Source organism: Affinirhizobium capsici (assembly GCF_977018625.1).
On sequence record NZ_CDRNXD010000002.1, the window covers coordinates 151,791 to 177,954 of the forward strand.

Sequence of the window (26,164 nt, forward strand, 5' to 3'; positions counted from 1 at the left end):
GAGGTTTTTCAACGTGCGGGCCATTCTTGCAATCGATCAGGGCACAACCAATTCAAAAGCTATCCTGGTTTCAGAAGAGGGCCAGATCCTGTCCCGTGGTTCATCTGCAGTGGGGATATCCTACCCGCAACCCGGCTGGGTTGAACAAAGCCCGGATCGAATTTGGGCATCTGTTTGTGAGGCCATCGCAGTCTGCCTGGAGGGAAAGGATACCGTTAACGTCGAAGCAATCGCCATTTCCAATCAGCGCGAGTCCGTCACGATGTGGGATGCAGAAACTGGCGAAGCGTTGGGTCCAGTTCTGAGCTGGCAGTGCCGCCGCACGGCAAATGACTGCAAAATGCTGTCCGATGCCGGGCATTCAGCCCGCGTGATGGAGTTGACGGGTTTGCCCCTCGACCCCATGTTCCCGGGCTCCAAAATGCGCTGGCTTCTGGAACGCGCTCCATCGGGCAGCCACGTGCGTCTGGGTACCATTGACTCATGGCTCATACACCGCTTCACGAAGGGCGCGGCGCATGCTTGCGATGCGTCCAATGCCGCCCGAAGCCAGTTTTTGGATCTGGAAAGACAGATCTGGTGCGATGAACTATGTGATCTTTTTGGTGTCGATAAATCCTGCCTGCCGACCATACAGGATAGTGCAAGCCGCTTCGGTGTTACCTCCGGCGTACCTGGTTTGAAGGACGGCATTCCAATTGCCGCAGCGATAGGCGATAGCCACGCTGCACTGTTTAGCCACGGTGCGTTCAACCCAGGCGATGGCAAAGTGACATTCGGCACCGGGTCTTCGATCATGACTACGCTATCTTCTTACGTTCCGCCGCAGGACGGCATTACCACCACGGTGGCCTGGCGTTTGAATGGAAAGCCTACCTTTGCTTTCGAAGGCAATATTCTGGTCTCTGCCGCCAGCCTGCCATGGATGACAGAAATTCTTGGGCTGCCAGACGTAGCGGCCCTTTGCGACCTGGCAGCATCGGCAGCACCAGGCGGGCCGGGGTTCGTTCCTGCCTTCGTCGGTCTTGGAGCGCCCTACTGGGATACAGCATCGCGGGCGCTTTTTTCGCAGATCAACTTTTCCACGACACGTGCGCAGATGGCACGTTCCGTTACTGACTCCATTGCTTTCCAAGTGCATGATGTGGTGCGCTGCATGCAGGCGCAGTCTCCCGAACCCATTGGTAGGCTGTTCGTTGACGGCGGTCCGAGCCAGAACCGTTTCCTCATGCAGTGTGTGGCCGACATATTAACACACAGCCTCATTCAACGCGATGCACCGGAAGCATCTGCTCTTGGTGCCGCCTATCTTGCGGGTCTTTCTATCGGCATCTGGAGCAGTCTTGATGACATTGCCGCACTTTCTGCAGGCGGTAATGTGATTGCACCAGAACAGACTGACTCCGAATTGCGTCTCACAATCTGGCGCGACGCACTTGCCCGCTCGACCTATGTCGCTCCAACCGCTAAAACGTGAATAATAATTCACGACTGGAGAGCAAGGTGGGTCGCATCAACGAGCTTAGACTAATCACGCGTGTGGCGCAGATGTATTACATCGAGCGCAAGCGACAGGCAGACATTGCCGAACACCTGCATCTCTCTCAGGCCACGGTATCGCGTATGCTGAAAAAGGCCGAAGCCGAAGGTATTGTTCGCACCAGCGTCATCCCGCCAGCTGGCACCTTCAGCCATTTGGAAGACGGATTGCGCGAACGCTTCTCAATTCCGGAAGCTATTGTGGTGGACTGCTCCGAAGATCGGGATGGAGCGATCATGTCGCGCATCGGCGAAGCTGCAGCTCATTTGCTGGAGGCGACACTTTCGCCAGGCGAGGTCATTGGCGTTTCAAGCTGGAGCCAGACCATCTTCAAGATGGTTGAAAACATTCATCCGCAGAAAGGCGCTCTCGCTAAATATGTCGTCCAGACTTTGGGTGGAATGGGAGACCCTTCGGTCCAAACCCATGCAACACAGTTGACCACGCGCCTCGCCAGGTTGACCGGTGCAGAACCTAAGCTTCTGCCGGTTCAGGGTCTTGCCTCGTCTCGGGAAGCGAAACTCTTGATGCTCTCCGACCCATTTGTGCGAGAGACCACTGACCTGTTTGGCAGCATTTCATTGGCCATTGTAGGCGTTGGCGCGGTAGAGCCTTCGGAACTTCTCGCGCGCTCCGGAAACATCTTCTCCACGCGCGAACTGTCCGATCTCGCAGAGGCCGGAGCGGTGGGCGACATATCCCTTCGGTTTTTCGACAAGAATGGCAAGTCTGTCAAAACACCTCTGGATGATCGTGTCATCGGGCTTCCCTTGGAAAACTTGAGCGGCGTGCAGCGCGTGATCGCGCTTGCGGGCGGTCAGAAGAAAACCGAGGCAATAGCCGGAGCCCTAAAAACCGGGGTTATCGACGTTCTGGTGACAGACAAATTTACCGCGGAGCGACTTGTCGCAATGCCGGGATAGACCATGAAAGGGAGGATCATGAAGCGCTTTGAAGGACAATCTGTTTTTATCACTGGTGGCAACAAGGGCATCGGCTACGGCATAGCGCGCCGGTTTGCGGAGGAAGGTGCCAAGGTTACCCTCGCGGCCATTGAGAAAGACACGGCAGACATTGCCCGCCAACTCGGTGAAGACACTGGCGTTCCTACAATCGGCCTGAGCTTGGACGTGCGCGATGCTTCTGCTGTTCGCGCTGCCTATGACGAAGCAGAAGCAAAACTCGGCCCGCTCTCCATCTCTGTTCAGAATGCCGGTGTCATTACCATTTCCAAAATCGAAGATCTCGCTGAAGACCAGTGGGATCTCAACATGGAGGTCAACACCAAGGGCGCATTCCTGTGCTGCCAGGAGGCTATTCGCCGGTTTAGAGCGAGTGGCACGAAGGGACGCTTGATCAACACGGCATCCGGCCAGGCGAGGCAGGGTTTTGTTTATACCCCTCACTATGCCGCATCCAAGTTTGGCGTGATCGGTTTGACCCAGAGCCTTGCAAAAGAAGTGGCCGCAGAAGGCATTACTGTGAACGCCATCTGCCCCGGCATCATTCACACCGACATGTGGGACTATAATGATCGTGTCTGGGGACAGATGCTTGGCAATTACGGGCCGGGCGAACTCATGGCGGAATGGGTGCGAAACATCCCCATGAAGCGGGCCGGAACGGTAGCGGAAGTTGCCGGCCTGGTTACATTCCTTGCATCACGCGACGCAGAATACATTACCGGCCAGACGATTAATGTGGATGGTGGCTTGATCATGTCGTGAGCCTGGTTGGATAGTCAGAGGATTCCCCATGCCCTAAACCTGCCCCTTCCTGTCATTTCCCGGAGATTAAGCTCTTCGATCAATCGTAAAGCGGCCCGTTGTGTGATTTGAGCTGCATCCGCCACCATCTCTGCCGAGACGACAGGTTTTGTCAGCACGATTTTTACGACCTCCGGCAATCGGGAGGAGGCGCGGCGACCGATTAGCCGCCGCTCCATCAACTGTTTCGCCAGCAGAAGGCGATCATGCTCTTTCAGTCCTTGCTCTGCAGCAAATTGAATGGCGCGCAGAAACGCTAGAAGGCGCACCTCTATTTTGCGATGGGTTCGTTCTTCACGCGGGATGGATTTAAGCCCTAGATTCAAGCTAGGTAGCAGCGAAATACTGGCCGTATTCCTTAAATTTGCTGAGACGAGAAGTCTGCCAAGCCAGGATTGCCGCTGGAAGACTTCAATCTTCTCCCAAGCATCGAGAAGAATTGCCGCCTGAAGCAGGGCCGGTTGATGGTGAACGCGGGACACGAATTGCAGCCACTCATTCAAACGCGCATCCTCATTCCAGTCGATGTCGTAAATGAGTGGATCACGTGTCCTTTGCTCCACGGTACGCCCAACTGCATCTTGCAACGTCAACTCGCTTCGGGCCAGCAATGCATCCATTTCAGCAATTTCTCGGGACAGATGATCGAGCCCCTCGTCATCTGTTGCTAGCGGCATTTGCTTTCGTTCAGGTGCGATAGCGTTTGCCGTTTCACTTGTGGCTTCCGTTTTGCCATGCCTGCGAAATGCGTTGATACTTGTCGCGCTGAAACACCAATTCTTGCATTCGCCGTCCATCCGGCGTCTGGTACGCAACACTTCGCGGGCTATTGTCAGTTCATGGCTCGGTGCCCGAACATCCTGCCCGGCATCGTGCAGAACAAGTTCCTCCGCATGAACGAGTTCACCATCAATCCAAAGCGACGCGCAAGCCTCCGCAAAGTGACTACGCTCCAGGAATCCATCCCGTATTGGAGACCGCCCTATTCTTTCATCGAGCCTCGCCAGTTCCGCTGATGCTTTGACGAGCGGATAAACGAGTTCTTCCAGTGCAAATTTGGGCAACGTGTAAGACATTGAAAACATATTAAACAAAGACTTAAACGGACGCTAGCATTCAGTTACTGTCCGCCACTGGATTAAGCCTCGTTTTTGGCTGAAGGCAGGTAAGCTGGTGACATGTGAAGCGCGTAACCTTGAATGTAAGGTGACCCTATTTCTACCAACTCCCACCGATTCGCACCACAGCATCCATTAGCTTTGTATCCATCTATCGGGTTGGGTGGGCTTTATCATGGGTGTGGTTCTCCCCTGAAGATGCAGCGCTCGTAAAAGAGACATGACAAGGGGAACCGGGGAAAAGGCTTGTCGCTCAGACCTCTTCGTCAGATCGCAGAAGTAAGCCCCGGGATTTTGGAGACTATCTGCCTTCTGTAGCATGCAACCAATTACAACAGAGGCATTGATAAGACCCATTGCTGCGATGCCGCGCTGGTATGTTGCAGCCGAGATCCCAAGCATAGAGCGCGCCAGAGATGCCGCAGAAGTCAGATCGTGCCAGTTGCTGACACTCCCTTGCGGCCCGTAGTTTGTGATGTCTGGGCAAGCTCGTAGGAGTGTGTCCAAAGGAAGAGAAGCAGTCTTATTTCCAGGCGATTTTAAATCTTCATGAGCAAAATTTGGTTGCTGCATTCTCAACGTTTGTTCGTTTTCAGATTCAGGAAGAGATTCGGATTCTGACTCCTCTTTGTGGCGGACATTTAGACCGTCATTGCCGGACAAAAGTTCGGTTTTTTGCCGATTTTCGAGGGATTTAACGACGTCAACTTTAAGCTGGACCAGTTGCTCAAGCACTGCCGTGATCTGCGACAAGTTAGCCGAACGTGGAAGCTCTGCGAGAACGCTGCTCAGCCGTGCTTCAAAGCTTTTCTGCTCGGACGTTGTCGTGATACTGAGCAGTTTGCGGATGTCGCGCCGGCATAGCGAAAGTTCGTCCTTGCGGCGCTTCAATTCCAGCCGTTTTTCCGCGACCTGTTCAGCCATATGAGAGAATTCACGCGCGCGCTTCACCAGCGGCTGCAGACTGAAACCGAAAGCAGATTGAATTGATCCCGATCTATTGCGGTGAGCATAGCGCTTGCCATTCGGGCTATCGTGCCGCTCGATAATGCCAGCATCGGTCAACGTCAAAATATTTCGCCTGAGCGTGCGACTGCTGATCCCATGCGAACGCATAGAAAGCTGCTCGTTTGAAGGGAAAACGACAAGCATGCCGTCAGCTTTCAATTCGACGTCGGGATGGAATGACAAAAGAGCGTTAAGGACCGCTAAAGCACGATCTTGCAGACCGAGCGTTTCGCGTGCTTCACAGATGTCACGGTAAACTTTCCATTTGTCGACAGCGACTTTTGCTTCGGTGTGGGAAGACACTATCTGTCTTTTCACCAAGGCAAGCGTCACCGACCGCCGCCCAAAAGGCGTCGTTATATTGCCGCTGTGCATTTTCCTTCACCTTCCACAAGGCAAAAGAAATCCGCTCACCAAAACGGTGCCAAAAACTCTTGACTGCGATTCGTGAAAATGCGATTCTCTGTCTTGCTTAAGGATGTGAGAAGGGCTTCCACGACGGAAACGTTTGGGGGCCTTTTTCTTTTGCTACTTAGCCTTTCCTGTCTGTTTCAAATATTCGCTATGCAGATGCGGCAGTTTTTCGGAAATGAATTCCGCAAAGCCCACAGACACTGCTTTGTTAAAACTGATTTTGGAGCCAGAACGCGAATGCGCGATGGTTCCTATGATCAATCCGCCTGCATGGATCTCACGTGCTCCGGATCTTTCGGAAGCAGCTTCCTGCTGAGCCTTGAGTGCGGACATGGCGAGAGTAAAGCGATCTGCACCATCTTTGGCGCGGGATAATGAAGCGTGAATGCGCTCACTAGCGGCTTCAGTCTGCTGCCAGATTTCAACCAGCTCCATCCAGCGACGACGCCCCTTATCGGGGCTACGGCCAATGAGGCGCAGAGCTTCCCCCGGAATAACCGAGGCAATCCGTATCATTTCGGAGATGTGCGACTTTCCGGTCGAGAGAGAGGCACAGATAACGTCTCGGCTGAAACCAGCTTGTTCTTGCGCGTAGGCGAAGCTGCATTTTTCGATGAAGGTTAGATCATCACGATTGGTGTTTTCTTCACCCTGGTAGATGATTGCCTGTTCATCGGTGAGCTCTTTAACAATTGCACGAAACTTGAGGCCCAAAGCGCGTGCCGCCGCCAAACGTCTGCGGCCATAGACGATTTGAAACGGCTTTGAGCCGTCTGAAACAGGGCGCACAAGACCAGGAACAATTTGTCCCTGCAGACGCATGGATTCCAAAATCTCTGCCATTGCGCCATCGTCGTAAGCGCCATCAAAGCGGTCCTGGATAGCTGACTCAGCTATCTGATCGACTTCGATCTCGGCAATGCGATCGCCTTCCTTCAACAGGCGGTCGAGAATTTCTCCCCTCTCCTGCATCTGGCGGATACCGTCTGCTACCTTCTTGAGGTGCGGCGATTGCGATGGCGGAGCCGTGGGTTGCGGTACAACTGCGGCCGGAGCCTGCATTTGCCCCAATACATTGGCAAACATGCCTTTGGAATCTTTACGGCTCATACACGCCCCCATGCAGACCAAATGAGTTTTTCGATCTCTTCGTTCGCGGCATTGAGAGATTCAATTGCACGGTCGTAGGTTTTTGGTGATGAGAAGCGACTGCGTTGCACTTCGTACAGGCTTTGCTTCCACGTGAGAGCATCCGCGACAGCTGTGGATTTGATCATCATGTTCAACAGCAGGTTCTCGCCGAAAACCTGCCGCATCAAAGCAGCCATATTGGCCTGCGGATGATCGTTCGGTTCAAACTTGGTAATTAGGAAGCGTGCAAAATCCCAGGACACTGAAGCCCCAATGTCGTTGAGGATCTGCATATAGGATGAAGCAAGCTCCAGGAATTTGCCCGTTGCGTCGACATCCAGCATATGGGCCGGCACCGGGATAATGACGCCTGTTGCAGCCGTCAGCGAAGAAAGCGTGAGGAAGTTCAGCGAAGGCGCGGAATCCATCAGGATAATATCGTAATCGTCTGCTACCTGTTCGAGCGCTTGCGATACCCGAAGCAGGAAGCTTGTGCCGCTTTTGCGCATTTCCAAGGCGACAGCCGTTTCGAACTCAGTCAGCTCAAGACCGGCGCAAATCACGTCCATACCCACGATATGGGTCTTGTGAATAAGCTCGCGCGTTGGCCTTGGATTTTCGAAGCGAATTGCGGCGTAAAATGTATCGTCGTTTCGGGGATCAAAACTAGGCAGCGTGCCGTGTAGGCTGGTGAGCGACGCTTGCGGATCGAGATCAAGTGTCAGAACACGGTAGCCCTTCAGCGCCAGATAATGTGCCAAATGGATTGTTGTTGAAGTCTTGCTGGAGCCGCCTTTAAAATTGGTAACAGAAATGATCTGGCAGCCCTCACCTTCTATGCGACGCGGGTTCATCCATTTCTTGCGACCATTCTCAGCCAGCATCATTCTCAGCTCGAGAATCTGCTCGAGGGTGTACATACGGCGGCCATTGCCGCTGACTTCCGGTGTAGGGCCTTTTTCCTTCTGCACGATCTGCCGGATATAGGCTTCCGACACGTCCAGCAGGGCTGCGACCTCTGCGGCTGGGAAAAGGCGCATCTCACGTTTGGAGTCGGGTGGATATTGCGCGAGCGTTAGGCTTTGCAAAGCGCTATCGAGCTTCGTCGAGAAGCTCTGCATAAAATCAAGGCTGCTTAGGTGGCGGTTCACGATTCGGGTCCTCGGTTCATGCGATCAGATAAAGTCAGCCTTGGTTAACAGCTCGTCAACGCAAGCGATGTTTCGGAAAATTTCGAAACTTCGCCTATTCAGCGCAACTACAAACTTATATCGATTCGGATGAGGGAGGAATGGCCCAAAAGTTCCCCGCGGGGAACTAGGGTCAAAGAGCGGGAAGCCTCCTTTTATCGGTTCCCCGCGGGGAACTGGAGTAAGATCAGACACTCGACCGGTGTGACGGGCGCTGCAAGGATGCTCAGAGGTTAGCCTGCCTCACAACCCGCCAGTCCGGTCTGCCAAGGTTCATAGGCCAAGGATGCACCTCCCGGTCGTTGAAGTATACAACTTCAGTAAGGGATGATGCAAATTCAGGGCGGACTGTGGCGTCATTCATCCAGCCTGATACATAAGCATCACCGCCTTCATAGCCGAGTTCGGCAACCCAGACTTCTTTGCCAAAGGGAGCAACGAGTTCGTAGCCTGGTCTAAGCGCCTCTGCGAAAGTGCGTGGCGCACCGAAGGCAAGCCGGTCGAATTGCTCCAACCCGAATACAGAAAGCCCGATAAGGTCGACCTGATCGTTGCCGGGATAATATCCGGTCAAGTTTGGGAGACCCTTCGGCGACCACATAAATCGAGCGCTGGGTGCTTCCTGACGAGCAATGCCAATCATCCGTCGCCAAGCGGCTTTAAACTCCTCAGGTGCCCAACCCGCCCAGGAGAAGCGGCCAGTGGTATCCTCCATCTCTTGCGCCCAGCGAATAACCACGGGGCGTGTGAGGCTGCCAGCCACTTTGGAAATCTCGCGCATATTTCCGTCATAAGTGCCGTTGAGGATACGCCGTTTCAGTTCATCGCTGGAAATGCGCCAGTTCTCGTCCCATGACCACGGCTCAATGGTGATCAGCAGGTTTCGACTACGCGCCGAGGCGTAGCTATCGGCAGCTTTAAGCGATGAAAGGTCTACATCCTCCCAGGGTAGGAAAAGTGCCTCAGTTGCAACGCCTGTTTGGCTCCCAAAATCCCCCCAAGGATCGTAGGCTCCAAAGGCAAGCCCGCCATCTCTCAACAAAGGGCGCTTGTCTCGAATGGCCTGCTTATCTGGAAGGTTGGCTATGGAGCGGCTCAGCATGCCTGAGCCTGCAAGGCCACCCGCAGTCAAGGCTAAGATAGAAAAGCTTCGTCTCGATATCCGTGGCATGATCATCACCCTTTCTGTTTGAGCCGAAGCGATTGCTGGAAACGAATGGCCGGTGCCGTGACCGTATCAGTGGCAGTGAGTTTCCGGACTTCATCAGATGCCCTGATTTTCGCGTGGCGAAAAATGTACCACTTGCCATCTGGGTGTCGGCGTTGGAAGATCACGCGCCCTGCCCGCATATGGCCAAAGCAGGTTGCGGCAGGTCCCCCGCCATCACGAGATGTCCATCGCGCGAATATGCACAGCTTGCCGTTATCATCGATTGTCCAGCGACCTACACCAATGGACGATTTACCCTTCTCAGTCGTGTAGGCGATGAACCGCATCCCTTTGAGAGAAAACCTGCCGCCGCCCGAATTCCATCGCCAGGTCTTGTCTCCGTAGAGGCTCGACAGGTCTTGCGCAGTCAGTGGCGTGACGGATTGGGAGGCCTCTGCCGCAAAAACGTCTCCGGTCGAAGTGAGAAGCGTGATCAGGGCTAGGCTTACGGCTGTTGCGTAGAATTTCATGTTCTGCCCTCCGCGGCCCACAAGCGCGAATATCCGTCATTCCTTGGGCCGACCCACTGAACGCGGAATTTATTGATTGTCGATTTGCCGCCCAGACCGGCACCGGCCACCTTAAATTGGGTCTGCGTGAGGCGCACAAAGTTCTGGCCTTCCGCTAGCGACGCAACTGCAAGCGGAGCCTGTTCCTCAAGTGTGGACAGTGGGGCGAGGAATACGAACAGTGAGGCAACAGCCGTCGCACCTATTGTCGACATGGTCGGTGCCGCTCTCAAACCCTGCTCCATGACGTGTCGTGCGAGGATGAGGTAGGCGCCACCTGCATACAGAACGATGTTGATGAATGAGAAAATGAAGAAGCCGTGTGCCGCGCCATCGGATGGTGCGCAGGCTATGACAATTGCGGTGGTTAGGGACAAAGAGAAATAAGGCGCGAGTACGTAAGGGGTTAGTGCTGAAGTTGCACCCCGCCCCTTCGGTGTGATCCGAAAATCAACGAACCCGTTGCAGAGGTGATCGCGAAGCGCAAACAGGCAACCAAGGAGCGCCCAAGGCCAGCGCAAACAAATAAAGGCAATGACTTCCCAGCCGAAAAGCTTGGCATTAGAAGGACGATAAAACCTGGTGGCCCGCCAAAAGAAAGCAGCCGCGATGAGAACTGCAGAGATAGGCAAAGAATGCAGCATGAATGCTGGCCAAGTCACCAAAGCCAGTGATCTGCCAGAGATCAGAGCCACAAGCGGCAGAGCAAAAATGACAAGCATAAACAGCGATGATAACGGATACCAAAGCTGCGCGAAGAGAAACTGAAATCGCAGCTTGGCAGGCAGGCCTCGAACGTAACGCGGCGAGTATCTCAAAAGAATTGTCGTCAGGCTTCGCGACCACTGAAATTCTTGGATTGCCAGATCAGTGAACGTTTCCGGCCCATCGCCATGCGCAATTGCATCCACAGCATGAAGCCCGCGCCATCCATGCGCATTCATCATCAGGGTGGTGGAGTGATCTTCCGCAAGTTCTGGGCCTAGGCCACCGATCTGCTTCAGTGCCTTGGTTCGGACTGCGTAATGGGAGCCAATGCAGAGGGGGGCCCAGCCGTTATTATAGCCTAATTGCAATGCCCCGTGGAGGCTTGCTTCGGCAAACAAACGACCTCGTGCTGCCCACCTTCGCGCCGCGTTCGCATCGCATATACTGGGAGCGGACACGTAACCGACTTGGGGATCGTTAAAGGCTCTGAGGACCGCCGCAAGATAGCCCGGATCAGGGGCGTGGTCAGCGTCGAATTGAGCGACGAAATCGTAACGATCGTATCCTACAGTATCGTAGAAATATGCGAGATTACCTTCCTTACAGCGTGTACGTCGCGGCCATTCACTCCGATGATAGGCAACCACGCCTTTACGGCTCGAAATGCCGACGCTATTTGCGGCACACCACGCTTTAACTTCATCGGATGGATCTTCGTCTGCCAGCCACACATCAGGCTGAATTGCGCAATTCTGCTGCATCATGGCAAGCAGCGTGCGCTTAACGACTTCGAATGGTTCGGACGGTGCCTTGGTCACTACCATCGCAACACGACCTTCAGCCAAAGGTGAAAGCGGATTGACCCGTTTGCCGAAGTAGAAAAGAAAAATGAAATAGGCTGGAACGAGGGTAATCCACGCCATGACGAGCGTGAGCAGAACAAAGGTGGACCAACGATCGATGTGCTCGGGGTTCAACCACCAGGCCCAGAAATAGGCGAGGGCGACGCACCACAGAAGAATGAAGAGCATATAGACCCGGCGCGCCCAACCCTGGAAAACCGGTAAAAGGTGCGCCGTTGTGCAGGTTGGGAGAGGGCGAACCAGCTTCATGGTCTTACCCTCAAGCCGAAACCCGGAGCTGCGGTCAAAATGATGTCCCGCAGAGTAGAACGTTCGGCGGAAAACCCCAAGGTAACCCTTGCAGCAGTTGCGTCCGCAACGAGTCTTGCCGGGTCGCCTGAACGGCGCGGCGAACACCGAATTGGTACGTCGGCTCCAATGAGATCAGTAATTGCCGTTGTTATGTCGAAAATCGAGTAGCCTTTGCCAGAGCCAAGATTGAGCCGGAGATTTCCGCCCCCGTTAAGCAAATGGTGCACAGCCGCTACATGAGCCTGCGCAAGATCCGAAACGTGCACGTAATCACGAACGCAGGTGCCATCATGCGTCGCATAGTCGGTGCCGAAAATATCGAGTGCCTCAATCTGGCCTGCTGCTGCCATCAAGGCGCGTGGAATGAGATGCGTTTCTGGATCATGCCGCTCAAACAGCTCGCGATCTGGATCAGCACCGGCAGCGTTAAAATAGCGAAGCGTGACATAGCGTTGCCCATAGGCCATCGCATAATCGTCAAGCGCCATTTCCAAAATGAGTTTGGTCCGTCCGTAGGGGTTGATGGGTACCTGGGCTGAACTCTCGCTTATCGGTAGCTGCTCGCAGAAACCATATGTAGCACAACTACTTGAAAAAACGATATTATTCACACCTGCATCAAGGCAGGATGACAGAAGACAGAGACCCTTAACGACATTATTTTCATAGTAGCGTCGGGGGTTTTCAATGGATTCTCCGACATATGCGCTGGCGGCGCAATGAACGACGGCTAAGGGACGATAGGTATCCAGGCACCCTAAAAGTCGGGTGCTATCGCCGAGGTCGGCGGTGATCAAAGGCCCCCACCGCACCTGATTAGCATGGCCGGTTGAGAGATTATCGTAAACTACGGGTGTAAAACCGGCATGGCGAAGCGCTTTGCAGATATGGCTGCCGATAAAGCCAGCGCCCCCGGTGACGAGGACATGCTGAACCATATCACGCCACCTCGAACGAGCTGTGGAAGTTGTCGGCTTGGGCCAGCACTCTTTCGAAATAACGGACTGTGCGCTTTAGCCCCTCCTCCACCTGGACAGTAGGTTTCCAATCGAGTTCGGCTTGAGCCTTGGCAATATCCGGCCGGCGCTGTCGCGGGTCGTCGACTGCTGCGGGCAAGTGCACGATACGAGAGCGTGAACCCGTCAATGCGCGAATAATATGCGCCAATTGTAGGACGGGATATTCGACCGGATTACCAAGATTGGTCGGGCCGGTCACCTGGTCATCGGTGCGGCTCATCCGAATGAAACCTTCTACGAGGTCATCGACGTAGCAAAGGGATCTCGTCTGCAGTCCGTCGCCATAGATAGTCATATCCTCGTTTTTCAGAGCCTGCACGATAAAGTTTGAAACGACGCGTCCATCATCCAGCCGCATGCGCGGGCCATATGTGTTGAAAATCCGGATCACCTTGATTTTCACCTGATGCATGCGGTGATAGTCGAAAAACAGGGTTTCTGCGCTGCGTTTGCCTTCGTCATAGCAGGCACGTGGTCCAATCGGGTTCACGTTACCCCAATAGCCTTCCTGTTGCGGGTGTTGGAAGGGATCGCCATAAACCTCGGAGGTGGAGGCTTGCACCACAACCGCACGGTTCCGTTTCGCCAGGTTGAGGCAGTTAATGGCTCCGATGACATTGGTCGTGAGGGTTCCAATCGGATCACGTTGGTAATCAATGGGTGAGGCGGGGGAGGCCAGATTGAAAATGAGCGGCGCCTCCGCTTTGAAAGGAAGGCGGACATCGTGGTGAATTGCAGTGAAACCCTGTCTTGTCGCCAGATGCGCAATATTGCTTCGACGTCCGGTGGAAAAGTTGTCAATGCAGGCGACGCTGAAGCTGTCGTTGAGCAAGCGCTCACAAAGATGCGACCCAAAGAAGCCCGCTCCGCCTAGGACCAGCGCGTCGGCTGCAACGGCAGTACCGGTTTGCTTCTGAAACCCATCTCGAACGGAAAGAATTCGACTCATAGCACCCACTCCAACACGGCTACTGCAAACATGAGGGTTCCAGCGTGGCGAAAGACGCCCCGTTCAAACCGGCGATACTGCGGAAATCATTGAGTTATTGAGCCACGAGGATAAAAGTTAATCAATAATCAATAATGTTATCACTAAAATGGAGTAGCTTAAGAACTAAGCCTAGTACTGTTGAAGCGAGCGGTATCCATAACCGCGCTCTCAACGTAGCGGGTGAGGATAAGGAGAAGGCCTTTGGCCCGAATTTCAGAATTCGTCATGCTGATGGGGATTGTGGCTACAGTCGGGTCGATTTCCTCCTGCTCATCCCTATCGCCAGATCCCGCCTCGCATGCAGCGGTCGCTCCTAAACCTTCTGCATCCGATCTCCAAAAACCAGTCCGCAAACTGAAGGTCGTGAGCGCCACTCTCATTGACCCGATGCAAACGGCAGCGCTCACGCCCGTTGAGCCACATCAGTTTTCGGCTTCACCTTATATCTGCACGCCCAGCGGGTTTGGCCAGAAGGCACGCTGCGTCCTACGCTAGCGCCATATCCTCAGCCTTCCCCATTTCGATCCATATCGAAAAAGCGAGACGCAGCTTCGGTGCGATTGCGCACGTGCATCTTTTTATAGATGTTTCGGATGTGTACCTTGACGGTGTTCTCGGATACACGGAGACGGTCTGCAATAATCTTGTTCTGCGTACCTTTACAGAGCAGATCCAAAATCTGGATCTCGCGCGCTGTCAAAGCCATTGCCCCGGAAGCAAATCGAGAGAGACTGGTTGATGGAGAGGTGTGCCTCTCAGCATCCAGGTTCGGAAGAATTGCGGGTTGGGAAGTTCGGCGCAGACGTTGCAGCAAGGCGGACGGAAAATGCTCACCGCCCTTCATCAGCAGTTGTATAGTCGCCATGAACACGTCAAGACGCATGTCCAAGGGTAGAATACCGTTGATAACGTTGTTTTCCGGCAATGAACGCAACAGATTCTCCGCGGCATCAAGGCTCTCCACCACAATTCCTACAGAGGCATCCATATCGTTCTCGTCAAATAAATCTATGATATGCAGGACGTCGCTCGCGCTTGGCCTGTAGAGCAAAATCAGTTGAGAAGACATGAGTTCCGCATGACGCTGGTCATAAACAGAACGCATGCGAAGAATTTCGTGGTCCGCAAAATTTTTGGATAGTACTTCCGTAATACATTCTGCCAGGAGATCACTTGCCGAGATCATCGCAATGGTGCTGGGCCCGATCTTGTGAGCGAAATCCCTGGTATTCCTTGGTTCGTGAGACTCTGTCATAAACATCACTGCCCCCCAATGAAACTGACGACTTGTGACTTCCCTAACTCAGCCGGCTCTTATTAATTATTTATTATGAATGTTAGACGAAAATATTGGGGGTACCAATCACCATTTTGGGTTATCTGGCTCCAACCTGTATTGCTTTCTTGGGAGTTCTCGATCTAGCGCTCTGATTCTTCGCGCTGATTTCGCATTAACTATAGTGGTATCAACCAGCGTTGATCTTCCTAAAGCAAACGGTGGGGCGCATTACGCGAACTGACTAGCCCACTCTGGTCCGTAACGATTTCACCGCCGTTTCACTCAGTGACAAGATACCACCGCTGTCACTACCTCCACTGCTAGCTAAGCCAGGGCCTCGTTTGCCGTATTGAATGGGCTAATCAGATTTCGTGTCTATCAAGACAATTCGAATTGCGGTTGAGTTGGGGCATCGGATGGAACCGCCGGTGTAACGAGTAAAGGGAATGGTTCGCTCCGATCTCAACGCCGGTAACGAAATCACGGTGCATCCGCCGCATGTATAGCTTTGCGGATTGCTTATCTGTGTCTTCTCCCCGGAAAGCATCGCCGCAGGCGTTTGTGTGAAGTGCACGCCTGCATCCCAAATTCGGAGCATTTTAAGCACAAAAGTCCCGTTGAAGATGAAAGGGATTGTGTCTGCGCTCCGGTCATCAACGAAGGAGGAATGGCATGTCTTACCCTCACGGTTCCAACGAAACAAACACCACGGCTGTTGGCGCTCTCGCAGAAGGTTTCGCCAACAGTGCTATCAACTCGACTGAAGTTGACGATGGCTCGACAGGTTATGTCGGCGGAATGGCCAATGGCGATAACCGCAACAACACCGACAACAGCGTTGATCTCGATCTTAAGGCCAATCTTGAGCTGAACAACGGTTCAAACCGCGATAACAGTTATGATTGGAGCTATGACAGCAAGTCCATCTCCGACAATGACAATATCTCGGACAATGATACCCAGATCATCACCAATACCGAGACCAAGGTCAGCTCAGATTATGACTGGAGCTATGACAGCAAGTCATTCACGCATACCAATACCGAAACCGATACGGACATTAAAACGATCACGGACAATCATTCGGTGACCGATGATCATACGGCAACGGGTAGCTTCAACAGCAGCGATACTGATTTTGCAGTGCTCGAAGATGTAAAAGACTTCGGCAATTTGGGTATCGCAGGCGGCGATCTCACCTTCAATCTTGGTGATGATTTCTCGTTTACGCTCGATGTCGACAACATCCTGAATGGCTCGCTGAATGGTGAGGGCAATGACTCAGGCTTCAGCGCGGTTCAGGCCAACCACCTCGCCGATCAGGATGCTGCTTGGGAAGTTCGGATGGAGAATTCCGGTGCGGAAAACCATCTGTCGGCCAATGCAGGCGAAGCGCATGGCGCAATCGGCATGGATATGGACGGCAAGGGCTGGGACCTCAAGACGGGCGACGACGCAACCGGCACGAGCACGGCCGATGCCTCGGCGATTCTCGCGAATTCGGGCTTCCACTTCGAGTTCGTTCAGGGTGCAAACATGCTGAGCAACGCCATCGACAGCAGTGTCATCGGCGGTGACTCGCATACAAGCAATGTCGGCGAAGACACCGGCCACTGACGTCATCCGTCAACAGCAAGACAGCCTGCACCGGCACAGCGAGGCCGGTGCAGCAATGACGTTCGAAACACGTGCACATCACCCTCGTCTTCCGTATTGGCAGTGAGGGGAGGGATCGCATCCAGGATGCGGATGAAACGTGGGAGGCGGGGACATGTACGCAGACAAGATTACCGAAATAATCGCCCATTTCATCGGCCACTTCGATCTGGTGACCGAAGAAATGAGACTTCGGCAAACCCCGAATGGCGGCGCTGTCGTCGATGATCCAGACACGCCTTCTGGGCCCATAACCCCCCTCGCACCAGGCTTTGCTTCCGATCTTGCATTGGAGGATTATAATCCGCAGGTGAATTATGTCGGCCCGCATATGAGGCTGCTGCCTGCAAAATGGGTTCCCCAGCGTCTCGACCAATTACCTGAAGAAGCACGTGGCACGCGTTACTTCTTTGATGTCGAAACCGGTACGCCTCGACCAATAGCATCACCCGTGTACGAGCCACCGGAATTTCTGAAAGTCCATGTGGGGCCGGGTTCTGCCATATCGCACATGGTTCAGGTCAACCTAATGCAAGACGATGATTTCCTTAATCTCGTTGATGACAAGCGGGATACGGTCGATCTTCAATTCGTAAATCAGCGCTTACAGGACTATACGGCACTTGCGTCAGCGCAGACCCCATTCAGTGATCTTCATCGCACGGATAATCTCGTAGAACTGAAAGACATCTGGCACGAGGGGCACGACTTCGCGCAGACCCTGCAGCAGCAAGTTCAAACTCAGTCATTGGCTTCACTGGTCACCATCGAGGAAGCACTCGAGCATGGAGAGCATTCTCTTGCGGTTTCCGGCCACACGCTTTCCGGCGTCTACATGAATGGTCAGATGGTATCTGCGCCGCCCATACTTGATGAGCTAATGCCAGAACGTGGAATTGCCGCACCACCCGAGAAGCCGGAAAAGAGTGATGTTTCGTTGGAGGAGAAGTCGCCAGCGCATGATGCGCTTGTCGTTGCCGCCGGAGCCAATGTTTCCGCGAACATTGTGAACTTGACGGACGTTGGCATCGTCTCCCCCGTACTCAGCGTCATGGGTGATTACCACCAGCTCAATGTCATCAGCCAGTCCTACGTCTATAGCGATCATGACAGTCTTTCGCATGATTCCGGCAGCGATGGTTCCAGTGATCCACTAACCGATCCTTTCCATTCGCTTGGAACGACGGCGATCAATCTCGCAACGTTTACCCATTCGGATTGGGGCCAATCCCCTGCTTCAAATAACAGCGCCGATAACGATGATCCGGTCTTTCCACAGAGTTGGCGCGTGAGCGTCGTAGATGGTGATGTCAGCTTTGTGAATTGGATCGAGCAGTATAATTTCGTCACTGATAACGATCAGATGAAGCTCACCTTCATGGGAACGGATACTTCCGTCATCATCGGGGGCAATGCAGCAGTCAATCTCGCGAATTACTTCGGCTTGAGCCTGCAATATGATCTTATCATCGTCGGCGGCCATGTGCTCGACATGAACATCATTAGTCAGATTTCCGTTCTCTATGACAATGATTGGATTTCTGCCGAGAGCTACGGAGAGGGCTTCACGGCCCAAACCGGCAATAATCTCATCTGGAATGGCGCTTCCATTCATGAGGTCGGCTCGCCAGACCGGTTCGAACCTATGGCGCAAGGGATGCGGGATGCCGTGGATGCCATTGAGGCACGCGATCCGTCCATGCCCACTTCACTAGCCCAAAACGAAAACTTCGAGGGTCTCAGCCATCTGAACGTTCTCTATATTACCGGCAATCTTTATGACGTCTCCATCATCAAGCAGGTCAACGTGCTGGGAGATGCAGATCACGTTCGGCAAATGGCGAATGATGCAGCTGCCCATTCACCGGATGCGACCATCAGCGTTGATACCGGCAGCAATGCAGTCGTCAACATTGCTTCCATCATGGATTATGACAGCTTTGGCGGAACGACCTATGTAGGCGGTCAACTCTATTCCGACTCCATCCTCATCCAGAGCGGCATCATCGAACCTGATGACACGACACCCCAAGCGACCACACCGAGACTGGCGAATGAAGTTATCGCGTTTCTCGGGGACGAGGCGGGGGAGGGCGCGCCAGCGCAGGATGGCATCATCAACGGCGGACATGACCTATCTTGGTCCCTCGCCCATCCTGTTGATGTGATGCAGACCGCAGTTGCATGAGGAATTGGAAACTAAGCGACGAGACAGCTGCGAAAACGAAGCTTTGGGGGATTTTATCGTGAACTCGCAAGTACCTCGGTGGATCACCGGAAAGCCGGTTCCGAACAGTCCGGATATGGCTCGACAACCTGCCGGCACTTCTCCATCTGATGACCAACTTACGGAGATATGCATCTCGGCTATAGACAAGGCCGTGGATGATATTCGCCAGTTGTCTAAGCCTCAAACCGAAGAAACCGCTAAGACCCCGGATGTGGATGCGCGGGTTTCGCCCACAATGCCACTTGGCAAAACGATCGAGGGTGAAAAAGGACCGCTTCAATTCAAGGATTTACGTCCCGGGTCCGGCAATGGCGATAACGGCAAAGCCACGGACGGCGGTGGTGGAGGCGGCGGCGGTGGCGGCCACAGTGGCTTTCACAAACGCAGCGGCCCTACCAATTTTGCCGCAAGCCTTGCCAAAGCCATCGCGACGATGCGGCGCAATATGGCAATTGTCATGGTCTTCACCATTGCCATCAACGTGCTGGTGCTAGCCATTCCGCTCTATTTGTTTCAAATTTCAGACCGTGTCTTGACCAGCCGTTCGATAGATACGCTGATCATGTTGACGAGCATCATCCTCGGTGCCGTTGTCCTCCAGGCCTTTCTGGATTCCATTCGACGTTTCATTCTCATGCGCACAGCAGTGGAAATGGAGGTGCAATTGGGCGCACCGATCCTCAGCGCCGCTGCCCGCGCATCGCTGCATGGCACCGGCAAGGATTATCAGACCCTGCAGGATCTGCAGCAGATACGTTCATTCCTCACCTCTGGCACGTTGGTCGCCTTTCTCGATGCACCTTTGATGCCGCTTTTCGTGATTGTCGTTTATCTCGTCCATCCGCATCTGGGACTGATCATTCTAACGTGCTGCGCAGTTCTTTTCATCATCGCCTGGCTTAACCAGAGGTTCACGGCTCGCCAATTTGCCGAGGCGAACGGATATCTCACCCGCGCCAATTTCCATCTGGAATCGATGGCGCGAAATTCGCAAATCATCAATGCCATGGCGATGATCCCCGAAGCGGTACGCATGTGGGGGCACGAAACCGCAGGTTCTCTGAAAGCGCATGTGGCGGCCCAGGATCGTAATATTGTCTTCACAGGCTTCTCAAAGGGTGCGCGCATGATCACACAGGTCGCTCTGCTTGGTTGGGGCGCGCATCTTTCGCTTTCTGGCGAGCTTACGGGGGGGATGGTTATTGCGGCTTCGATTGTTTCTGGCCGTGCGCTGGCGCCCGTGGAAGGTGCTATCGAAGGGTGGCACCAGTTCAATAAGTCAGCCGCTGCTTACGGACGTATCAAGGGACTGCTCGTCAATTCGCCTTTGAATTTTCCACGTCTGCGTTTGCCAAACCCGGAGGGAAGGCTTGAAGTTGAGCGCATTCTATTCGTTCCGCCGCCACAGAAGAAAGTCATTCTGAACGGAATTTCCTTCTCGCTGAAAAAGGGGGAGTCGCTTGCCATTATCGGTAATTCCGGATCGGGTAAAACGACACTCGGTAAGATGCTGGTCGGTTCAATTTTGCCCACTTCCGGCAATGTGCGGCTCGATCTTATGGATCTACGCAATTGGGACCAGCGGCAGTTTGGTGAAAGCATTGGCTACCTTCCCCAAGACGTCCAGTTGTTCCCCGGCACGATTAAGGCAAATATCAGCCGAATGCGCGATGACGTGGATGATCGCGAGATTTATCAGGCAGCCGTTCTGGCCGATGTGCATGAATTGATTGCAGGCTTTCCTCAAGGGTATGAAACCGTTGTCGCTGCAGATGGTGCTCCACTTTCGGGCGGCCAGAAGCAGCGGATCGCGCTCGCCCGCGCTTTCTTCGGCAACCCAAAACTCGTTGTGCTTGATGAGCCAAACTCCAATCTCGACACGCAAGGTGAACAGGCTCTCGCCAATGCACTTTTGCACGCCAAAAAGCACGGCATTACCACAGTGACGATCACTCAGCGTCCCGCTCTTCTCCAGGCGGTTGATAAAATCCTTGTTCTGAAAGATGGCTCCGTTGCCATGTTCGGTGAGCGAATAGAGGTGCTGAAGGCGCTTTCTGGAAAAACGGGAACGAGTGAGCGACCCGCACCACGACTGGAGGATCGGTAAGCGCCATGTCGGGAGGTCTCTCCGTAAAAAATGCGACAGCCCCCGAGTGGTATGCGGAGGTTCCGCGATCCATTCGGCTCCACTGTTTCATCGGTCTTTCCGTGTTGCTGGCTTCATTCGGTGGCTTTGGGGTATGGGCCAGCACGGCACCGCTTGCATCAGCCATCATCGCCCAAGGCAGTTTCGTTGCAACGGGTAATAACAAGATCGTGCAGCACCTCGAAGGCGGCATCATTCAGGATATGAAGGTAGGGGAGGGGGACCGTGTGCAGGAGGGGGATGTTCTTCTGACGCTTGATCCCACGGCCGCTCTTTCCAATGAACGTGCGTTGAAACTGCGTCGTTTACGCCTTGAAGCGGTTGTAGTGCGGCTTCGTGCGGAAGCCCAGGGCCTGAAGCAATTGACCTTGCCGGAAATCGTCACCAAAGAAGCGGCTGATCCGGATGTGGCGGCCATTATTCAAAGCCAGCAGGTGATCTTCAACAGCAAGCGGATCAAGCTCGAAGAGCAGTTGAACCTGATCGAGAAGAACATCCGGTCACTGGAATTCCGCCGTGCAGGTTATCAAGGGCAGAAAATCAGTTTTGAGCGACAGCTTGCCCTGCTTTCGGAAGAGCGAGACGCCAAAGCCAAGCTCGTAGAGATTGGCCACACCCGGAAAATGGACCTGATGGCCGTGGAGCGGGCGGTTGCAGATGCCATGGGCGAAATTTCCCGCCTCCAAGGTGAGATCAACGAAACCGAAGCGCAAATCGACAAATTCCATCAGGAAGCAATCATCGACGTAAACGCTAATAAACAGGCCGCTCTCGATGCGTTAGAAACGGCAGATGCCGATCTCGATAGTGTGCGAGAGCAAATGGTTGAGGCTGCAGGCGTACTGGAGCGCACCGTTATCCGCTCGCCTGTCACTGGAACGGTTGTGCGAGCCTACTATCACACGTCGGGCGGCGTGATTACCACTGGTAAGCCGATCATGGAAATCCTGCCAGCAGGCGTGCCGCTCATCATCGAGGCGCAGATCCTGCGCACATCCATCGACCAGATACACAAGGGTCAGCCTGCTGCTATCCGACTTTCATCCCTGAACAGGCGCACCACTCCGGTTCTTAAGGGAAAGGTGTTTTATGTCTCGGCGGATTCGGTGGAGGAAGTTTCTGTCGGCGTTCCGAAGGATGTCTATATTGTGCGTGTCGAAGTTCCGGAAAATGAGCTGACACGTGTGCATGATTTTCATCCCGTACCGGGCATGCCCGCGGATGTCCTGATCCAGACTTCAGAGCGCACTTTTTTCGACTATCTGGTCAAGCCGGTCACAGACAGTATGGCCCGCGCTTTCCTGGAGCGATAGGTCATGGGGAACGTGCCGGATATCCTTCTGAAGATAGGTCGTCTGAACTACGTTTGGACCAATACCGAAAGTCTGCTGATTTATGTCATCGCGCACTTGATGGCAGTCGATAAGGAAACGGCCGTCATTGTTTTCCTGACATTGAACACAACGCGCGCGCGGATTGATCTGGTGGAGCGGCTTGCCAAGCGCCGCTCTACACTTGCCAATGATCGCAAAGAAATTCTGGATGCTATGGGCCGTATCAAGCGGGCGTCCAAGGTGCGGAATAAATACAATCACAGCATTTATTCCTTCAATGAGCAGGGTGAAATCACAGCGACTCAACTCATGAGACTGGTCGAGACGGAGGATTCCGTTCGTTATGGCAAGGTTGAAGAGCTGGATGATCGCGAGTTGGACCAGCTGGAACGATCAATCTCTGAAATCGCCGATATTGCAAAGGCGCTTTGGCGTTTCATCCACGCCAGCCCTCGCCTGAAAGGCGAAATCTGAGGCATCGAATTCCAGGTATTTGGCTAAACTTGGTTGGGGCAGGGGAAAGCTATGTTCATCGACGTGATTGAAACTGTGCAAGGTTTGGCAGACGCAAGACGTGATTGGGAGGCAGCCTGGGAAGCAGACGCGCACGCCCACTATTTCATTTCCTGGGACTTCATGTTCCGCTTCTTGAAGTCAAAACAGAGGTGGCTGGTACTTGCTGTTCGTAGGGACAGAGATGCCGGAAGCAGTCACATCGCGTTTTTACCGTTGAGGCTGCAAACCAGGCAAAACGAAGATGGGCTATTCGTGGACGAGTTCTACATGGCTGGCAATTACGTCTGTGACTATACAGGTTTTATAGCGCAGCCTGAATTTGAGAGCGACGCCATAGAGGCTTTTGCAGGCTGGTTTTCGCAACAGAGCTGGTATCAACTCAAGTTGGATAATATTTTCGGCGCGAATGAGAGACGGGAAGCATTGGTTCAAGCGCTGCAAGGTCCTTTAGTGATGTTTCGAGATAGCGCACCGCCTCTCCGCAACGGTTTGGATAATACTATCTGTCCGGTTGTCGCGTTGCCGGATGATCTGGAACTCTACCTGACCCGCACGCTGGGAAGTCGAACCCGCAAAGAGGTGCGCCGTTACCTGCGCTGGATGGATTGCGAAAGCGAATACCGGATTACCCATAGCATGTCTGCAACGGTGGAGCATGACCTCGATATTCTGTTTCATTTCTGGCGCATTCGATGGTCGGCAGAAAAAGGAGAAAAAACCGAAGGCATGATCAAGAGCACACGCCAGATGCTGATGACGTGCCATGACGCGGGTGATCTGGATGTCGTAGTACTATGGAAGGGCGAGCGACCGCTGGGCGTCAATGTCAACATTCTCGACCGTCGCAAGCGGCGTCTTCTTTTTTATATTACCAGCCGTGACCTCACCTGGACCGCTGATCCTGCTCCCGGCCAGATGCTTCACGCGCATTGCATCCGGCAGGCGATTGCAGAAGGCTTTCACTATTATGACTTTTTGCGCGGTAATGAGCCCTACAAGTTTGCCTATGGGTCAATAGAGCAGCGCATCACGTTTACCCTGTTCCGTTCCCGCAGCAACCTGAATACCCATGGGTATTTGAACAGTCGCAGCATTCGCTTTGTCTATGAACAGGCTCTTAGGCTTTATGGAGAAGGTAAGAAAAATGAGGCGGAAATTGCGTTCGGACAGGTTTTGAAAGCAGCGCCAGGGCATCGCGGCGCTGAGTTTGGTCTTGCGAACCTTCTGTTTGATCGTGGAAAGCTACCGGAGGCGGAAGCCGCATGGCTTGCACTTCTGCCCCGTGTTGACGATCCGGTTCCCGTCTTGCTGAAACTGGGGGATGTGCGATTGGCGAGAAAGCGTTACGCACTGGCGGAGGAAACCTTCGGTTCGATCTGCAGGGTTCGCCCTTCGCATCTTGAAGCACTGTATAAGCGGGCCGTGGCACTGGTTGCCATGCATCGTAAAGAAGAAGGTTTCCTGATTTTCTCTGAGGTTGCCGGAGTGCAAACCTCTAGGCCCAGTGAACAATTTCACGTCGAGAAGGCGCGGCAAGCCCTGGTGAAGATCGCACTTTCGGAAAGCCAGAAATACACCGCCTCTATGACCCCGCTTCCGATCGCGGAACGTAAGCAGGTGGAGAACCACACGATACATTAGGCCGCACTCACAAAGAGTGACTTGATTTCAGTCAAGGCATGCTGATCATCCTTGTTTAATCTTGCCGCTGGGAGGGACGGCATCGTGATGACAGGATGAGTAATATGCTGGAAGACCGTATCAGACGCCCCTCTTTGCTGGACAAGCTTGCGACGCCAAAGGAAGCGGCAGCGCTGATCCGAGATGGGATGACCATCGGAATGAGCGGGTTTACCCGTGCCGGCGATGCCAAGGCGGTGCCGGTGGCGCTGGCCGAACGAGCGAAAACCGATCCATTCCAGATCACGCTTCTTACCGGCGCATCCTTAGGACACGATATTGATCGAATGCTGACGGAAGCGCATGTCCTTGCTCGCCGTATGCCGTTTCAAACCGATCCGACGTTGAGGGCAGCCATCAATCGCGGTGAAGTCATGTTCGTTGATCAGCACCTGTCCGAAACGGTAGAGCATCTTCGGGCAAATCAGCTTGGCCCCATTGATTATGCCATCATCGAAGCTGCTGCCATCCGCGAAGATGGAGGCATCATACCGTCCACCTCCATTGGAAATTCAGCAAGCTTTGCGATCCTTGCCAAAAAGATCATCGTGGAAATCAACCTCCTCCAGACGCTTGATCTAGAGGGTCTGCACGACATCTACATTCCAACGCGCAGACCCATGCGCGAGGCAATTCCTGTTACGGCTTGTGATAGCCGGGCTGGATTGCCTTTCATTCCGATCGATCCCGATAAGATCGCCGCCATTGTTATCACGCAGCAGAACGACAGCTTCTCGACGGTTGAAGCAGCCGATGACGACACACAGGCTATCGCCAACCATCTGATTGGCTTTTTCGAGAAAGAGGTTCAGCTCGGTCGGCTTGATCTTACCCTTAACCCCTTGCAGGCGGGCATCGGCACAATTGCCAATTCGGTCCTGGCGGGGCTTGCAGCCGGACCCTTCCATCACCTGAGGCTCTACAGTGAAGTGCTGCAGGATAGCACTTTCGATTTATTTGATGCGGGCAAACTCAGTTTCGCCTCTGGCTCATCTATCACGCTCTCATCGGCCTGCGCGGCAAGGGTCTATGAAGATTTCCGCCGTTACAAGGATCGTCTTGTGTTGCGCCCGCAGGAAATAAGCAATCATCCGGAGGTTATCCGGCGGCTGGGTGTCATTGGAATCAATACCGCACTTGAGGCGGATATTTACGGCAACATCAACTCAACGCACGTCAATGGCACGCACATGATGAACGGGATTGGTGGTTCCGGCGATTTTGCCCGTAATGCCTATCTGTCGATTTTCGTGACGAAGTCACTCGCGAAAGCAGGTCGCATCTCGTCTATCGTGCCCATGGTTTCCCATGTCGACCACACCGAACATGATGTGGACATTATCGTGACAGAGCAGGGCTTGGCTGATCTTCGCGAATTGGCACCCAGGGAAAGAGCGTTGGAGATCATCAGAAACTGCGCCCATCCGAGCTATAGTGCCGAGTTGATGGACTATTATACACGCGCTGTGCAGAGAGGCGGTCACACGCCGCATATTCTCGAGGAAGCTCTGTCCTGGCATGCTCGCGCACATCAAACCGGCTCGATGAAGGTGGCTTGATGAAGT

The 26,164-nt window shown here is 53.7% G+C and carries 20 protein-coding genes; 10 read left to right on the forward strand and 10 right to left on the reverse strand.

Going from position 1 to position 26,164, the window contains the following annotated elements; genetic code table 11:
* The first annotated feature begins 13 nt into the window (after positions 1-13).
* Genes AC0JZ1_RS00775 through AC0JZ1_RS00785 form a run of 3 tightly spaced genes read left to right on the forward strand, consistent with a single transcriptional unit; the run spans position 14 to position 3,267 of the window.
* On the forward strand, positions 14-1,477 hold the full coding sequence (locus tag AC0JZ1_RS00775) for an FGGY family carbohydrate kinase (RefSeq protein WP_471880538.1): 1,464 nt from the start codon (positions 14-16) through the stop codon (positions 1,475-1,477).
* Positions 1,478-1,503: 26 nt separating this feature from the next.
* Positions 1,504-2,463: a sugar-binding transcriptional regulator gene (locus tag AC0JZ1_RS00780; protein ID WP_471880539.1), complete on the forward strand. Its 960-nt coding sequence runs from the start codon at positions 1,504-1,506 to the stop codon at positions 2,461-2,463.
* Between the two features lie 18 nt (positions 2,464-2,481).
* Entirely contained in the window at positions 2,482-3,267 is a 786-nt protein-coding gene (locus tag AC0JZ1_RS00785) for an SDR family oxidoreductase (protein ID WP_471880540.1), read from the forward strand.
* 14 nt (positions 3,268-3,281) lie between these two features.
* Here the strand turns inward: AC0JZ1_RS00785 and AC0JZ1_RS00790 are convergent, their stop codons facing one another.
* The 10 genes from AC0JZ1_RS00790 to AC0JZ1_RS00835 form a co-directional block, all read right to left on the reverse strand.
* Positions 3,282-4,382, reverse strand: coding sequence for an RHE_PE00001 family protein (locus AC0JZ1_RS00790; protein WP_471880541.1), 1,101 nt, complete (start codon positions 4,380-4,382; stop codon positions 3,282-3,284).
* A gap of 177 nt (positions 4,383-4,559) precedes the next feature.
* Positions 4,560-5,807, reverse strand: a complete 1,248-nt coding sequence (gene repC, locus AC0JZ1_RS00795; protein WP_471880542.1) for a plasmid replication protein RepC — start codon at positions 5,805-5,807, stop codon at positions 4,560-4,562.
* A 153-nt stretch (positions 5,808-5,960) separates the two neighbouring features.
* Positions 5,961-6,956, reverse strand: a complete 996-nt coding sequence (gene repB, locus AC0JZ1_RS00800; protein ID WP_471880543.1) for a plasmid partitioning protein RepB — start codon at positions 6,954-6,956, stop codon at positions 5,961-5,963.
* On the reverse strand, positions 6,953-8,128 hold the full coding sequence (gene repA, locus AC0JZ1_RS00805) for a plasmid partitioning protein RepA (RefSeq protein ID WP_471880544.1): 1,176 nt from the start codon (positions 8,126-8,128) through the stop codon (positions 6,953-6,955). The genes repB and repA overlap by 4 nt, the downstream gene beginning before the upstream one ends.
* Before the next feature lie 265 nt (positions 8,129-8,393).
* The gene (locus AC0JZ1_RS00810) at positions 8,394-9,344 is read right to left on the reverse strand and encodes a glycosyl hydrolase (protein ID WP_471880545.1); all 951 of its coding nucleotides are present in this window, start codon (positions 9,342-9,344) and stop codon (positions 8,394-8,396) included.
* Positions 9,344-9,847: a DUF995 domain-containing protein gene (locus AC0JZ1_RS00815; RefSeq protein WP_471880546.1), complete on the reverse strand. Its 504-nt coding sequence runs from the start codon at positions 9,845-9,847 to the stop codon at positions 9,344-9,346. Before AC0JZ1_RS00815 ends, AC0JZ1_RS00810 begins: the two co-directional genes overlap by 1 nt.
* Positions 9,844-11,706 (reverse strand): glycosyltransferase family 2 protein, encoded by a 1,863-nt coding sequence (locus tag AC0JZ1_RS00820; RefSeq protein ID WP_471880547.1) that lies wholly within the window; start codon positions 11,704-11,706, stop codon positions 9,844-9,846. The genes AC0JZ1_RS00815 and AC0JZ1_RS00820 overlap by 4 nt, the downstream gene beginning before the upstream one ends.
* Positions 11,703-12,686 carry a UDP-glucose 4-epimerase GalE gene (galE, locus tag AC0JZ1_RS00825; RefSeq protein ID WP_471880548.1) on the reverse strand — a complete coding sequence of 328 codons (984 nt, stop codon included), beginning with the start codon at positions 12,684-12,686 and terminating at the stop codon, positions 11,703-11,705. Before galE ends, AC0JZ1_RS00820 begins: the two co-directional genes overlap by 4 nt.
* 1 nt (position 12,687) lies before the next feature.
* Positions 12,688-13,716, reverse strand: coding sequence for a UDP-glucuronic acid decarboxylase family protein (locus AC0JZ1_RS00830; RefSeq protein WP_471880549.1), 1,029 nt, complete (start codon positions 13,714-13,716; stop codon positions 12,688-12,690).
* Positions 13,717-14,263: 547 nt separating this feature from the next.
* Positions 14,264-15,019, reverse strand: a complete 756-nt coding sequence (locus tag AC0JZ1_RS00835; RefSeq protein ID WP_471880550.1) for a LuxR C-terminal-related transcriptional regulator — start codon at positions 15,017-15,019, stop codon at positions 14,264-14,266.
* Between the two features lie 690 nt (positions 15,020-15,709).
* Between AC0JZ1_RS00835 and AC0JZ1_RS00840 the strand changes: the two genes are divergently transcribed.
* The 7 genes from AC0JZ1_RS00840 to AC0JZ1_RS00870 all read left to right on the forward strand — a co-directional run bounded on the left by AC0JZ1_RS00840 (position 15,710) and on the right by AC0JZ1_RS00870 (position 26,158).
* Positions 15,710-16,654 carry a fibrinogen-binding protein gene (locus tag AC0JZ1_RS00840; protein ID WP_471880551.1) on the forward strand — a complete coding sequence of 315 codons (945 nt, stop codon included), beginning with the start codon at positions 15,710-15,712 and terminating at the stop codon, positions 16,652-16,654.
* A gap of 154 nt (positions 16,655-16,808) precedes the next feature.
* Positions 16,809-18,881: a hypothetical protein gene (locus tag AC0JZ1_RS00845; protein ID WP_471880552.1), complete on the forward strand. Its 2,073-nt coding sequence runs from the start codon at positions 16,809-16,811 to the stop codon at positions 18,879-18,881.
* Positions 18,882-18,996: 115 nt separating this feature from the next.
* Positions 18,997-21,030, forward strand: a complete 2,034-nt coding sequence (locus AC0JZ1_RS00850; protein WP_471880892.1) for a type I secretion system permease/ATPase — start codon at positions 18,997-18,999, stop codon at positions 21,028-21,030.
* Between the two features lie 5 nt (positions 21,031-21,035).
* Positions 21,036-22,382, forward strand: a complete 1,347-nt coding sequence (locus tag AC0JZ1_RS00855) for an HlyD family type I secretion periplasmic adaptor subunit (RefSeq protein WP_471880553.1) — start codon at positions 21,036-21,038, stop codon at positions 22,380-22,382.
* 3 nt (positions 22,383-22,385) lie between these two features.
* Complete coding sequence (locus tag AC0JZ1_RS00860; protein ID WP_471880554.1) at positions 22,386-22,877, forward strand: hypothetical protein; 492 nt, start codon at positions 22,386-22,388, stop codon at positions 22,875-22,877.
* 51 nt (positions 22,878-22,928) lie between these two features.
* Positions 22,929-24,560 (forward strand): GNAT family N-acetyltransferase, encoded by a 1,632-nt coding sequence (locus AC0JZ1_RS00865; RefSeq protein WP_471880555.1) that lies wholly within the window; start codon positions 22,929-22,931, stop codon positions 24,558-24,560.
* A gap of 104 nt (positions 24,561-24,664) precedes the next feature.
* Positions 24,665-26,158, forward strand: coding sequence for an acetyl-CoA hydrolase/transferase family protein (locus AC0JZ1_RS00870; protein WP_471880556.1), 1,494 nt, complete (start codon positions 24,665-24,667; stop codon positions 26,156-26,158).
* Positions 26,159-26,164 lie beyond the last annotated feature (6 nt).

Bases quoted from the DNA above. Each gene is read 5' to 3' on its own strand.
- AC0JZ1_RS00810 (WP_471880545.1), bottom strand. From the start codon at position 9,344: ATGATCATGCCACGGATATCGAGACGAAGCTTTTCTATCTTAGCCTTG.
- AC0JZ1_RS00830 (WP_471880549.1), bottom strand. From the start codon at position 13,716: ATGAGTCGAATTCTTTCCGTTCGAGATGGGTTTCAGAAGCAAACCGGT.
- AC0JZ1_RS00860 (WP_471880554.1), top strand. From the start codon at position 22,386: ATGGGGAACGTGCCGGATATCCTTCTGAAGATAGGTCGTCTGAACTAC.
- AC0JZ1_RS00870 (WP_471880556.1), top strand. From the start codon at position 24,665: ATGCTGGAAGACCGTATCAGACGCCCCTCTTTGCTGGACAAGCTTGCG.
- AC0JZ1_RS00815 (WP_471880546.1), bottom strand. From the start codon at position 9,847: ATGAAATTCTACGCAACAGCCGTAAGCCTAGCCCTGATCACGCTTCTC.
- AC0JZ1_RS00845 (WP_471880552.1), top strand. From the start codon at position 16,809: ATGTACGCAGACAAGATTACCGAAATAATCGCCCATTTCATCGGCCAC.
- AC0JZ1_RS00855 (WP_471880553.1), top strand. From the start codon at position 21,036: ATGTCGGGAGGTCTCTCCGTAAAAAATGCGACAGCCCCCGAGTGGTAT.
- repC (WP_471880542.1), bottom strand. From the start codon at position 5,807: ATGCACAGCGGCAATATAACGACGCCTTTTGGGCGGCGGTCGGTGACG.
- AC0JZ1_RS00865 (WP_471880555.1), top strand. From the start codon at position 22,929: ATGTTCATCGACGTGATTGAAACTGTGCAAGGTTTGGCAGACGCAAGA.
- AC0JZ1_RS00840 (WP_471880551.1), top strand. From the start codon at position 15,710: ATGTCTTACCCTCACGGTTCCAACGAAACAAACACCACGGCTGTTGGC.
- AC0JZ1_RS00785 (WP_471880540.1), top strand. From the start codon at position 2,482: ATGAAGCGCTTTGAAGGACAATCTGTTTTTATCACTGGTGGCAACAAG.
- galE (WP_471880548.1), bottom strand. From the start codon at position 12,686: ATGGTTCAGCATGTCCTCGTCACCGGGGGCGCTGGCTTTATCGGCAGC.
- repB (WP_471880543.1), bottom strand. From the start codon at position 6,956: ATGAGCCGTAAAGATTCCAAAGGCATGTTTGCCAATGTATTGGGGCAA.
- AC0JZ1_RS00850 (WP_471880892.1), top strand. From the start codon at position 18,997: ATGGCTCGACAACCTGCCGGCACTTCTCCATCTGATGACCAACTTACG.
- AC0JZ1_RS00835 (WP_471880550.1), bottom strand. From the start codon at position 15,019: ATGTTTATGACAGAGTCTCACGAACCAAGGAATACCAGGGATTTCGCT.
- AC0JZ1_RS00820 (WP_471880547.1), bottom strand. From the start codon at position 11,706: ATGAAGCTGGTTCGCCCTCTCCCAACCTGCACAACGGCGCACCTTTTA.
- AC0JZ1_RS00790 (WP_471880541.1), bottom strand. From the start codon at position 4,382: ATGTCTTACACGTTGCCCAAATTTGCACTGGAAGAACTCGTTTATCCG.